The organism is Massilia sp. CFBP9012 (assembly GCF_034045115.1).
In the GTDB taxonomy this organism is placed as follows: domain Bacteria; phylum Pseudomonadota; class Gammaproteobacteria; order Burkholderiales; family Burkholderiaceae_D; genus Telluria.
The window spans coordinates 136,549-147,492 of sequence record NZ_JAXCWM010000012.1; the positions used below are offsets into that span (position 1 = coordinate 136,549).

A 10,944-nucleotide genomic window follows, 5' to 3' on the forward strand; every position below is an offset into this window, starting at 1 on the left:
TCTCTCGTAGTAAACAATGTGCGCATGCGCGCTATCTCAAACGGTCGGCCGGCACGACGTCGACCGCGATCTTGCCGACCTCGATGCCCGGGGCAGCGGCCGCATCCCAGGCCCGGATGCCCTCCCTGGCGGCCGTCACGACGGCGCCCATGCCCTGGGCCGTCGGCACGGTGCGCGCGACCATCGCGCGGGTGGCGCCGCTGCCGTTGGCGCTCCAGGTATTCGAGAGGATCGCACCAGTGGCGCTGAAGTCGAGACCTTGCCAGCCGCCGGGCGTGCCTCCCCAAAGGCGCGCATAGACGGCGCTGTCGCGGGCGATGTCCGCCAGCGACACGGTCGACAGCGCCAGCGTGTCGGTCGGCAGCGGCGGCACGAAACCGGCCACGCCCCTGACCTCGATCGCGGACAGCGCCGCCATCGAGGCGCCGGCGACGTCGCGCTGGGGCGTCGTGCGCGCGCCTTGCGCATCGAAGCTGTCGTAGCTGGCCAGGTAGGCGACGCCGGCCGCATCGCGCCACATCGGGTCGATGCCGTTGGCCAGCGCCGCATTGGCGCCGTCGGTACCGCGGATGATGCTGGCGGCGCCGGCGCGGTCGCTGAACAGGCGCGCCGCGATCTCGCCCTTGATGGCGGCGGCGCTCTTCTGGTTGGGCCCATTGATGCCGTTGAAATCCGTGCCCGACTCGTCGTACCAGACGGTGCGTTCCCAGGCGCCGTAGCGCGCCGCCATCGTGGCGACGTGCTGGACGTCGACGAATTTTCCGAGCGCGGCGACCGCCAGGAACAGCGGCACCAGGAGCAGCACCGCGGCCACCAGGAATTCGGCGATTGCCTGGCCGCCCTGCCGGCCGCGCGGTTGTGAGCGCCGGCTCATTGGGCTGCCCACGATGCGGCGCGATCGTCGATGCTGCGGTCGACCAGCCGGCTCTGCCAATACGGGTTGAACTGGTTCGCGACTTCGGTCTTGCCGTCGCCGCGGCGCCAGCCGGTACGCGTGAAACTGCCGGCGGCCTCGTTGCCAGGGCGGTAGAAATAGGCATGGGCCGACGACAGCGCGCGCATCGTCTCGCCCCGCATGCCATCCTCCAGCCGCAATTGGTCCGAATCGTGCAGGATTCGCGACGAGGTACGCATCGTGTCGGCGATGCGCTGGACTTCGATCGTGACCGGGGCGGCGCCGCCATTCAGCTCGGGCGCCTGGTTGGCCGGGATGGCGCTGCCCGGATTGGCCACGTCGCGATAATAGTCTTGCAGGCCGCCGGCGCCGTCGAGCGTGCCCCCCGGCCCCTCGGACTGGTAGCGTATGAAGCCCTGGCCAAGGGCGGAGGCGCCGCCGAAGGCATAGCTTGCCGTGGGGTTGCCGCGGTAGCCGCGCAGGCTGTCGTAGTCGCCTCCCCTGCCGGCCACCGCGCCGCCGGCGCCGCCGAGGCCGAAATTGCCGTCGATATGCGGTTCAGTGCTGGTGCTGTAGCAGACACCGGTCCAGCAGGGATACCAGATGGTGCAGCTCGCGACACCCCCACCGGTGGTGGCGTCGAGCGCCAGCCAGCGCTTCTTGTCTTCGCTGAGCTGGCTGGCGCCGGCATGGACGAAGTCGAAGCGGGTGTACGACCTGACATGGTTTGGCAAAATCCGGCACAGCTTGCTCGTGCTGGACCAGCGTGGCAGCGGCGAGGATGGACGCACCCGGCTGAAGCGGTCGGTCGACTGTTCGCTGACCACCACGTCGGCGAAGCGGTCCGCCTCGGGCGATGGATCGTTGGCCCGATGGCGGACGGTTGCATTGCCCCACTTCACGATCTGGACATTGGTGCGGCCGAGCCGGAAAGCACCATTGGTCAGTTCAGCCGCGGGGTCGTTGCGTGCGACAACTTCGTCGGCCACGAGCGCCATATCGAGAATGGTGGCGGCGTGGTGCGCGTGCTGCGCCGTCTCATGGGCCCTGATCAGGCGGCCGAGACCCGACACCGCGACCGGTGCCACGGCCGAGAACGCCGCATCCACTTGCCTGATCGGCACCGACTTGCCGAGATTCCAGGTGGGCTTGGAGGTCGGGTAGATGGACGACTGCAGGTCCAGCGCCAGTTCGTCCATCCGATCACGGGTGTCGGCCGCGTCTTCGAGATAGGATTTCAGGCTGACCATCTGGACCACCGCCACCTGGTTGGCGACGATCGAACGGTTGGTGTAGGCGGCAAAATTATGGTCCCGCGCCTGCAGCAGCGCCGCGCTGTAGGCGCCGGCATCCGCCGCATTCTGCAGACGGGTCTTGGCGTTGGCCAGCATGCCGCTATTGAACAGAAGCAGCGCGATCAGGGCGGCAACGGCGCCGAACACCAGCACGAATGCCATTGCCTGCCCGCCCTGCCGCATCGCCGCGTGTCCACCTGCGGTTTTTCTGCTTGCCAACATCATCATCCCGTCAGACCGTCGACCGTCGTTGTCAGTCGGGGGCCTGACCACCGGTTCCGCCACCGCCGCCCTGGTCATTCTCGGCGTTGTAGGTGGCCATCCCTTTGGTGTTGTCGGCGCGGGTTCCCGCCGTGCGGGCGGTTGCTGCTGCAGCCGAAATCTGGGTGCCGGAATCGACACCTGCCATCTCGTTGGCCAGTCCGGCGGTCTGGTTACGCATCGTCTGGCCGAATACAGAATACACACCGATTGCGGCGACCGCGATCAGGGCCACGATAATCACGTATTCCATCATTCCCTGGCCGCGCTGGCGATACAGGTTCAACTTGAATTTACTCATTATTTTCTCCATTAAATAATCGGTCATCGTCTTAATCCGGATCAAACACTTCGAATGCGGGCCAATAATATAATCAGTTTTTGCGCACAACAAGAAGTTTTTGATTTTTATCTACCAAATATAATGGAGTCAACATTCATTTATTTTTGTTAATATAATTTCCAAAATACAATCGCCTGAGTATCGAAGCAATAATGCACCAAGAGATGATATATTCCTAATGGCAATTATTTTAATAGCAAAGATATTCACCTCCGCTATTTCCATATAGTGACAATCGATATAATAACTGTATTTACTAAGTACAATTTCAGGGGGATCTCGGGCCGACTACTCATAGGGAGCGAGGGCAGATTTTGGCGGGATGGGCGCAGGGGTCGCCAGAGTGCCCAGTCACAGGAACGGGGCGGCGACAAACCGTCAGGCAGCGTGTGAGTCGCGGTTTGCGCGTTCAGGAACTCTTTCGATATTTTCGGGATTTGCGCGCGACGCTATTCGAACCGGGTATGCAAACGACATAAAATCCCGACTCATTGCTTAGCCCTCTCCCGATACTACATAATCGATCTGCACATCGATAGCCAGCATCCGATAATATTCGTGAGAATTAATAAACCTGACTCCTCGAATATTCACCAAAACTCACTCGCAGGGATTTTCGCGTTTTTCGCGATTTTCCCTAAAATATAAAGAAGCGTTTATGCACAAGGCATTTCAGAAGTGCGCCTTAACCAGACTTATTTCACGCAATTATTCCAACTGCATGAGTTGAATATACAAGAGCATTGCAAGAGATTGAATGTTATTGACTGGAATTAATATGCACGCCAAGCCCGCCGAACAGTGTGTCACCGCAAGCACCAGGCGCGCGATGAACCTGGCAGGCGATGAAGCGCGCCGCGCCGTGCCCGGTCGGCGTAAGATGGATTCACACCAACCGGAGGAGATCATCATGCAACGACGCGCCCTTCCCGCCGCCGCGCTCATCCTGGCCTGCCTGTCCCTCGGCGCGTGCCGCGAACACAACGAGCCGGTCAAGCCGATCGCCGACCTCTCCGCCAGCGTGCTCACTACGAGCGCGCCGGCAGCGTAATCCCGCACGCCGATCGGCCCTGCAAGACCCCGGTGCGGCCGCCGCCCAGCCGCCGTTATCGCCATGCCGGCCGCGGCAGGGTAAACTACGCGCTGTTCATTTCCGTCCCAAGGTCCTCCCACCCATGTCGTTCGCATCCCTCGGCCTGATCGACCAGATCGTCCGCACCCTCGACGCCCTCGCCTACCACACCCCCACCGCCGTCCAGGAGCAGGCGATTCCCGCCGTGCTGGCCGGCCGCGACGTGATGGCCGCGGCCCAGACCGGCACCGGCAAGACCGCCGGCTTCACCCTGCCGATCCTCCAGCGCCTGGCCAAGAGCGGCGAGGTGGGTAGCAATGCGGTGCGCGCGCTGATCCTGGTGCCGACCCGCGAGCTGGCCGAGCAGGTGCACGAAAGCGTGCGCACTTACGCCGAAGGTCTGCCGCTGCGCACCATGGTTGCCTACGGCGGAGTGAGCATCAATCCGCAGATGATGGCGCTGCGCAAAGGCGTCGACGTGATGGTCGCCACGCCCGGCCGCCTGCTCGACCTGCAGCGCCAGAACGCGGTGCGCTTCAATGAAGTCAAGACCCTGGTGCTCGACGAAGCCGACCGCATGCTCGACCTGGGCTTCGCGCGCGAGCTCGACGGCATCATGAAACTGCTGCCCAAGAAGCGCCAGACCTTGCTGTTCTCGGCCACCTTCTCGGACCAGATCCGCGCGCTGTCGAACCAGATGCTGCGCGATCCGGTGCGCATCGAGGCCACGCCGCGCAACACCACCGTCGCCGCGGTGAAGCAGTGGATCATCACGGTCGACAAGAAGCGCAAGCCCGAGCTGTTCGTGCATCTGCTCAAGCGCCATGACTGGACCCAGGTGCTGGCCTTCGCCCGCACCCGCAAGGGAGTGGACGAGCTGGTGGCCCTGCTCGAAGCCAAGCGCATCACGGCCGACTCGATCCATGGCGACAAGCCGCAGCCGGCGCGCCTGCGCGCGCTCGAACGCTTCAAGGCGGGCGAGGTGCGGGTGCTGGTCGCGACCGACGTCGCCGCGCGCGGCATCGACATCGACGACCTGCCGGCCGTGATCAACGTCGACCTGCCGATCGTGGCCGAAGACTACGTGCACCGCACCGGCCGCACGGGGCGCGCCGGCGCCACCGGCGAGGCGGTGTCGCTGGTCTGCGCCGACGAGGTCGAGCAGCTGGCGGCGATCGAGGTGCTGACCCGCCAGACGCTCGAGCGCGTCGAAGAACCGGGCTTCGCGCCCGATCACCGGGTGCCGCTGACGGATGCGAAGGGACAGATCGTCAAGAAGCCGAAGAAGCCCAAGAAGCCGAAGGGCGATGCGGCGGTGGTGAGCGAGGACGTGCGGTTCCGGCGCTGAGCGCGCTAGCTCAGTCTGCCCGGCCCGGTTCCAGTGACTTGCGCATGGCATAGCGCGCGCCGCCCGGCGGGAAACCGTCGAGGCGGCTGAATACCGTGTAGCCGAGCTTCTCGTAGAAACCGAGCGCCTGGAAGCTGAGCGTTTCGAGGAAAGCCTGCGTGCAGCCGCGGCGTACGGCTTCGTCTTCGGCCGCAAGCATCAGGGCGCGGCCCATGCCGCGCGCGCGCATATCGTCGGCGAGCCATAGCGCATGCACCTGCAGCCAGCCCACCCAGGTGTCGCCGGACAGGCCGCCAACCACCTTCCCTTCATGGTCGCGCAAGGTTACCAGGAGCTCTTGTGGCGCGGCGCCGCCGGCGTGCGCCGCGTTGAAGTCGATCAGGCCCTGGATGACGACGTTCGCGTCGCGGTAGTCCGGTTGCGGTTCGACCGCAATCGAGAGGTCAATCGGATGGTCTGGCATGGCTGGCGTGCAAATAGAAAACGATTCTAGGATAACGGTCGGGAAGCGCGATGCATGCCGCGCCATGCCGACGGCGTGATGCCGACGCCACCCTTGAAGCGGCGCGTCAAGTGACTCTGGTCGGCGAATCCGCATTCGAGCGCCACCGCCGTGAGCGGAATGCCGCGACGGATCAGCGCTTGCGCCTGCGTGATGCGCACGGCGTTCAGGTAGACGTGCGGCGGCATGTAATACGCCGCGCTGAACGCGCGTGTCAGGTGTGCGCGCGACAGGCCTGCCACGGCGGCCAGGTCCGACACGGTCATATCGTGCGCGTAATACGTCCGGATATAGTCCCTGACCCGTGACAGCGCGGCGGCGCTCGCACCGTGGCCAGGCACGGCGTCCGACTGCGGCTGCTCGCCGTGCCGGCGCAGCATCGTCGCCAGGAATGCGCGCATCAGGGATTCCACCCGCAGCGATTCGGCGTGCGCTTCAGGCAGCGATTCGGCGAGGCTGGCCGACAAGGCCCTGAACTGCTCCACCATATGCGGGTCGGTGACCTGGGGGCGCGGAAAGTAGCGCCTGCGCGCCGGCTCGCCGTCCGCGCAAGCGCAGCTGGCGACGAAGTCCTCGGGAGCGTACCAGAGCGTATAGCGAAAGCCGTCCTGCGTCCCCGGTCGGCCATCGTGGTCTTCGTCCGGATTGAACAGCACGAAATCGCCGACCTGGCTGTCGTATTCGCGGCCCTTGCACCGGAAGCGCTGGATGCCGTGCGTCGTGGCGCCGATGACGTAGCCTTCGTGGCTATGCCGCTCGAAAGCATGGTCGGCAAAGTCGGCCTGCATGAGCGTCACGCCATTGGCCAGCGCGCCGAATGTGGCCTGGTTGATTGGGCGGCGGGACAGTTTACTCATGCGACAATTGTACAAGACCGCAGCACGCGGACCGGCAAGAATGGCGCTTTCATTCAAGAGGCGCCATATGCACACTCCGATCGACCTGGCCGCCAGGCTGGCCACCTTCAGCGAGGCCTGGCAACCGCGCACCGTCGCGCTGTTCAATGGCCATGACGTGATGGTGGCCAAGCTGCGCGGCGACTACCACTGGCATGTCCACGACGACACCGACGACTTCTTCCTGGTCCTGCACGGCCGGCTGGACATCGACATCGAGGATGGGGAAACCGTCAGCCTGACGGCCGGCCAGGTATATATCGTCCCCGCAGGCGTTCGTCACCGGCCGCGGGCGAGCGAAGAGGCGCATATCCTGCTGATCGAACCGACCGGGACGCCGAACAGCGGCGACCCGCTGACCGCCGCACCACGCCGCGTCATTTGACGAATGCCGCAGGCTCCCCGTTCTTGGCGACATAGCGCCGGTACTGCCATTCGAATGCATACCAGGTCAGGACGCCGAACACGGTGCCCGCGATCAGCCAGGACGGGATGCTGTAGACGAGGGAAGGCAGGAACTGCTCGGGCTTGCTGAACCATCCTGAGATCACGAAGAAGAAGTACATCGGGATGCCGTAGGCGAGAAGTCCCCGCTTGACGATCCACGATGCCATGCCGGCTTCGCGGTACTTGAACCACCTGATCGCGTGTACTTCCTTCATCACGCTGCTACCGCCGCTCCAGCCCGCGCTCGAGCGCCGCACCGGCCGCGTACAGCAGGATGAAGGCCGGCGTCATGAACAGGCCATAGGCATCGGGCCACGAGATGATTTCCAGCGCGCGGTCCAGGCCCAGCCAGTGCGCCAGCGCCAGCTGGGCCGCGATCGGCAGCTCCAGGTAAGTAAACTGCGACTGGTAGTCGACATTGCCCAGCGAGACGAAACCGAGGCAGGTCGCGATGAACAGCGCGTAGGGAGCGCAAAAGAAAAGACCGAGTCGGGACATCGTGATCGATACGTGGTTCGAGTTGCAAATGCTGAGGCGGATCGTCACGACGTGACAGGGCGACAAGTACGGCATGGATTGGGCGCTACGATACCACCACGACAGCATGAAAAATGCACCCTTTGTCACAAAACGTCCGAAATCGCTAACGTAATGCAAGGCGCATTTTCCGGATGCCCTCTTCGCCGTCGATCGTCACCTCGAAACCCAGCTTCTTGACCATGGCGACGATGCGAGAATTCTGCGGCAGCGCCTCGCCCACGATCTCACCAGTGCCACGCGCCCGGCAGTAATCGATCAGCTTGGTCATCATGATCCGCCCCAGCCCCATGCCCTTCAGGTCGGAGCGCACGGTGACGGCGAATTCGGCGCTGGTGTTGTCGGGGTCGGCCACCACCCTGCCCACCGCCAGCGTCTCGTCCACGCCTTCGGCATTCTTGCGGGTGGCGATGAAGGCCATCTCGCGGTCGTAGTCGATCTGGGTAAAGCGCGCCAGCTGCGAGGGCTGCAGTTCGCGGATGCGCACGAACATGCGGTAGCGGATGTCGTCCGGGGTCAGCGCATCGAAGAACGCCAGGTGGGCCGGGCCATCCTCTGGACGGATCGGGCGCAGCAGCAGCGGCGCGCCGTGCCAGTCGATCGTCTCTTCGAGCTCGCGCGGATAGGGACGGATCGCCAGGCGGTCGAGCGTGCTGCCCGAGCGGTCGGCCAGCGCCAGGCGCACGCGCGCATCGAGCACGGTCGCCCCCTTGCTGTCGGCCAGCAGCGGGTTGATATCCAGTTCGACGATCTCGGGGATGTCGGAGACCAGGCGCGAGACCTGGATCAGCACCGCCAGGATCGCATCCAGGTTGGCCGGCGGACGGTTGCGGTAGCCGGCCAGCAGGCGCGCCACCCGCGTGCGGTCGACCAGGTCGCGCGCCAGCACCAGGTTCAGCGGCGGCAGGGCCACCGAATGGTCGTCGGTGACCTCCACTGCTATTCCGCCCTGGCCGAACACCAGCACCGGCCCGAACACCGGATCGGTGGCGGCGCCGACGATCAGTTCATGGCCATTGGCGCGGCGGCACATGGCCTGCACCGAAAAGCCGTCGAAGCGCGCCTGGGGGAACAGCTCGTCCAGGCGCTTCTTCATGCGCTGGGCGCTGGCGCGCACCGCGTCGTCGGAATCGAGGTCGAGGGTCACGCCGCCGAAGTCCGACTTGTGCATCACGTCGGGGGTCAGGATCTTGACCGCGACCGGATACCCGATGGCGCGCGCCGCCGCCACCGCGGCCTCGACGTCGGGCGCGGCCCGGGTCTCGACCAGGGCCAGTCCGTAGGCGCGCAGGATGGCCTTGGTCTCGGGATCGGACAGCAGCAGGCGTTTATTGGCGATCGCCTCGCGCACCAGCGCCCGCGCGCTGCTGCGGTCGGGCGCCATGTGGCCGACCATCGAGGGCGGCACTTCCATCAGGAGGTTCTGGTTGCGGCGGTAGTTCACCAGTTGCAGGAAGCCGGCCACGCCGTCTTCGGGCGTGCGGAAAGTGGGCATGCGCGCATTGGCGGCGATGGTGCGCGCCTCGAGCACCGAGGCGCCGCCCAGCCAGCACGACAGGATCGGACGCGAGGCCTCGCGCGCCAGCGGCGCGATGGCGTTCGCCACTTCGCGGCTGTCGACGGTGGCGGTCGGCGAATGCACCACCAGCACGGCGTCGACCTGCGGGTCCTTGAGCAGGATCTCGAGCGCAGCGGCATAGCGTTCGGGCGGCGCGCCGCCCAGCAGGTTGACCGGCAGATTGGCCGGCAGGTCGGCCAACTTCGCGCCCGCCCCGCCGGGCAGCAGCGCGTCCAGCTGGGCGATGGTCTCGGGCGACAACGTGGCGGCCGTGCCTTTGCCGTAGCGCAGCGCGTCGCGCGCCAGCACACCGGGACCCGCGCCGTTGCTGACGATGGCCAACCGTTCGCCATGCAGCGGGCGCGCATAGGCCAGGGTCTCGACCGCCGCGAACAGCTGCTCGGTGGTGTATACCCGCAGCATGCCGGCGCGCCGCACCGCGGCGTCGAACACATCGTCCTCGCTGGCCAGGGCCCCGCTCTCGCTGGCCACCGCGCGCACGCCGTCCTCGCTGGAGCGCGACTTGAGCACCAGCACCGGCTTGCTGCGCGCCGCGGCGCGCGCCGCCGACATGAACTTGCGCGCATAGCGCAGCTGGTCGACGTAGAGAAGGATGGCGCCCGCGTGGCCGTCGCTGGCCAGGTAGTCCAGCACGTCGCCCAGGTCGACGTCGCTCGAGTCGCCCAGCGAGATGAAGTGCGAAAAGCCGATGCCGCGCGTGCGCGCCCAGTCCAGCACGCCGGTCATCAGGGAACCGGATTGCGAGACGAAGGCGATCCGCCCCGGCAGAGCGCCGCTGTGGGCCACGCTGGCGTTCAGGCCGAGGCCGGGCGCCAGCAGGCCGGCGCTGTTCGGTCCGAGCAGGCGCAGCAGATAGGGATGGGCCGCATCGAGCGCGGCCTGGCGCAGGCTGCGGCCGCGTCCATCGCGCGCCTTTGCCATGCCGCTGCTGAGCACCACCGCCGCGCGCGTGCCGCGCTCGCCCAGCTGGCGCACTAGCTGCGGCACGGTCGCCGGCGGCGTACAGATCACGGCCAGCTCGGGCGCCTCGGGCAGGTCGGCCACGCTGTCGTAGCAGGGCAGCTCGCCGACCTGCTCGTACTTGGGGTTGACCGCGTACAGCTTGCCCTTGAAGCCGCCGCCCAGCAGGTTGTCGAGCAGGGTCGTGCCCATGCTGCCGGGGCGCTCGGAGGCGCCGATCAAGGCCACCGATTTCGGCGCGAACAGGTATTGCAGGTTGCGGACGCTCATTGATGGGGGACCTTTTCAACGGCAAGTAGTGACGTATCGTATCAAACGCCGCGGCCCGACGGCGCGTCCAAGCCGGTGCTTGCGGCCAGGGGCGCCGGTCGTGCTAGAATCGCCGCGTGAAATATTCCGTCCGTCTCCTGTTCGTATGGCTGATGCTGCTGGCGATCCCGTTCCAGGGAATTGCTTCGGCCGCCATGCTTGCGTGCGCCCATGATGCGCCGCAAGGGACGCAGCAGACCGCGCATGCTACTACGGCGCACCACGACGCCGCGAGCAGTCCTTGCCACGAGATGCAGGACCAGGCTCCGGATACCGCGCCGGACCTTGCCCAGGATGCGCACGATCACGACGGCAGCTGCAGTGCCTGCGCCGCATGCTGCATGGGCGCCGCGATGGCGCCCGCGGCCGGCGTCGCGCCGCCTCCGCCATCCCTGGCCACCGCCCTCCTGGTGACCGCCACCGGCCGCCTCGCCGCGGTCGACCTCGCGCTGCCCGAACGACCGCCCCGCTTCCCGCTCGCCTGATTTCGCCCGCCGCGC

The 10,944-nt window shown here is 65.9% G+C and carries 12 protein-coding genes; 4 read left to right on the forward strand and 8 right to left on the reverse strand.

From position 1 onward, the window contains the following. Window positions 1-31: 31 nt before the first annotated feature. From SOM61_RS19915 to SOM61_RS19925, 3 genes are all read right to left on the reverse strand, one after another. Window positions 32-874, reverse strand: coding sequence for a hypothetical protein (locus tag SOM61_RS19915; protein WP_320475686.1), 843 nt, complete (start codon window positions 872-874; stop codon window positions 32-34). After that, window positions 871-2,352 (reverse strand): pilus assembly protein TadG-related protein, encoded by a 1,482-nt coding sequence (locus SOM61_RS19920; RefSeq protein ID WP_320475687.1) that lies wholly within the window; start codon window positions 2,350-2,352, stop codon window positions 871-873. The genes SOM61_RS19915 and SOM61_RS19920 overlap by 4 nt, the downstream gene beginning before the upstream one ends. A gap of 91 nt (window positions 2,353-2,443) precedes the next feature. Beyond that, window positions 2,444-2,752 (reverse strand): Flp family type IVb pilin, encoded by a 309-nt coding sequence (locus SOM61_RS19925; protein WP_320475688.1) that lies wholly within the window; start codon window positions 2,750-2,752, stop codon window positions 2,444-2,446. A 952-nt stretch (window positions 2,753-3,704) separates the two neighbouring features. On the opposite strand from SOM61_RS19925, the gene SOM61_RS19930 reads away from it, so the two are divergent. Then, window positions 3,705-3,845, forward strand: coding sequence for a hypothetical protein (locus tag SOM61_RS19930; RefSeq protein WP_320475689.1), 141 nt, complete (start codon window positions 3,705-3,707; stop codon window positions 3,843-3,845). A 124-nt stretch (window positions 3,846-3,969) separates the two neighbouring features. Beyond that, window positions 3,970-5,214, forward strand: a complete 1,245-nt coding sequence (locus SOM61_RS19935) for a DEAD/DEAH box helicase (RefSeq protein WP_320475690.1) — start codon at window positions 3,970-3,972, stop codon at window positions 5,212-5,214. A gap of 10 nt (window positions 5,215-5,224) precedes the next feature. Here the strand turns inward: SOM61_RS19935 and SOM61_RS19940 are convergent, their stop codons facing one another. Then, the gene (locus SOM61_RS19940; RefSeq protein WP_320475691.1) at window positions 5,225-5,677 is read right to left on the reverse strand and encodes a GNAT family N-acetyltransferase; all 453 of its coding nucleotides are present in this window, start codon (window positions 5,675-5,677) and stop codon (window positions 5,225-5,227) included. 26 nt (window positions 5,678-5,703) lie between these two features. Next, entirely contained in the window at window positions 5,704-6,573 is an 870-nt protein-coding gene (locus tag SOM61_RS19945; protein WP_320475692.1) for an AraC family transcriptional regulator, read from the reverse strand. Between the two features lie 67 nt (window positions 6,574-6,640). Between SOM61_RS19945 and SOM61_RS19950 the strand changes: the two genes are divergently transcribed. Continuing rightward, window positions 6,641-6,997, forward strand: coding sequence for a cupin domain-containing protein (locus tag SOM61_RS19950; protein ID WP_320475693.1), 357 nt, complete (start codon window positions 6,641-6,643; stop codon window positions 6,995-6,997). Here SOM61_RS19950 and SOM61_RS19955 read toward each other — a convergent pair. The 3 genes from SOM61_RS19955 to SOM61_RS19965 all read right to left on the reverse strand — a co-directional run bounded on the left by SOM61_RS19955 (window position 6,990) and on the right by SOM61_RS19965 (window position 10,405). Beyond that, entirely contained in the window at window positions 6,990-7,274 is a 285-nt protein-coding gene (locus tag SOM61_RS19955; RefSeq protein ID WP_320475694.1) for a hypothetical protein, read from the reverse strand. The two genes, SOM61_RS19950 and SOM61_RS19955, sit on opposite strands and share 8 nt — an antisense overlap. Before the next feature lie 7 nt (window positions 7,275-7,281). Beyond that, window positions 7,282-7,557 (reverse strand): hypothetical protein, encoded by a 276-nt coding sequence (locus SOM61_RS19960; protein ID WP_320475695.1) that lies wholly within the window; start codon window positions 7,555-7,557, stop codon window positions 7,282-7,284. Window positions 7,558-7,702: 145 nt separating this feature from the next. Beyond that, on the reverse strand, window positions 7,703-10,405 hold the full coding sequence (locus SOM61_RS19965) for a bifunctional acetate--CoA ligase family protein/GNAT family N-acetyltransferase (RefSeq protein ID WP_320475696.1): 2,703 nt from the start codon (window positions 10,403-10,405) through the stop codon (window positions 7,703-7,705). A gap of 116 nt (window positions 10,406-10,521) precedes the next feature. Between SOM61_RS19965 and SOM61_RS19970 the strand changes: the two genes are divergently transcribed. Continuing rightward, complete coding sequence (locus SOM61_RS19970) at window positions 10,522-10,929, forward strand: DUF2946 family protein (protein WP_320475697.1); 408 nt, start codon at window positions 10,522-10,524, stop codon at window positions 10,927-10,929. The last annotated feature ends 15 nt before the right edge of the window (window positions 10,930-10,944 follow it).

Bases quoted from the DNA above. Each gene is read 5' to 3' on its own strand.
- SOM61_RS19915 (WP_320475686.1), bottom strand. From the start codon at position 874: ATGAGCCGGCGCTCACAACCGCGCGGCCGGCAGGGCGGCCAGGCAATC.
- SOM61_RS19920 (WP_320475687.1), bottom strand. From the start codon at position 2,352: ATGGCATTCGTGCTGGTGTTCGGCGCCGTTGCCGCCCTGATCGCGCTG.
- SOM61_RS19925 (WP_320475688.1), bottom strand. From the start codon at position 2,752: ATGAGTAAATTCAAGTTGAACCTGTATCGCCAGCGCGGCCAGGGAATG.
- SOM61_RS19930 (WP_320475689.1), top strand. From the start codon at position 3,705: ATGCAACGACGCGCCCTTCCCGCCGCCGCGCTCATCCTGGCCTGCCTG.
- SOM61_RS19935 (WP_320475690.1), top strand. From the start codon at position 3,970: ATGTCGTTCGCATCCCTCGGCCTGATCGACCAGATCGTCCGCACCCTC.
- SOM61_RS19940 (WP_320475691.1), bottom strand. From the start codon at position 5,677: ATGCCAGACCATCCGATTGACCTCTCGATTGCGGTCGAACCGCAACCG.
- SOM61_RS19945 (WP_320475692.1), bottom strand. From the start codon at position 6,573: ATGAGTAAACTGTCCCGCCGCCCAATCAACCAGGCCACATTCGGCGCG.
- SOM61_RS19950 (WP_320475693.1), top strand. From the start codon at position 6,641: ATGCACACTCCGATCGACCTGGCCGCCAGGCTGGCCACCTTCAGCGAG.
- SOM61_RS19955 (WP_320475694.1), bottom strand. From the start codon at position 7,274: ATGAAGGAAGTACACGCGATCAGGTGGTTCAAGTACCGCGAAGCCGGC.
- SOM61_RS19960 (WP_320475695.1), bottom strand. From the start codon at position 7,557: ATGTCCCGACTCGGTCTTTTCTTTTGCGCTCCCTACGCGCTGTTCATC.
- SOM61_RS19965 (WP_320475696.1), bottom strand. From the start codon at position 10,405: ATGAGCGTCCGCAACCTGCAATACCTGTTCGCGCCGAAATCGGTGGCC.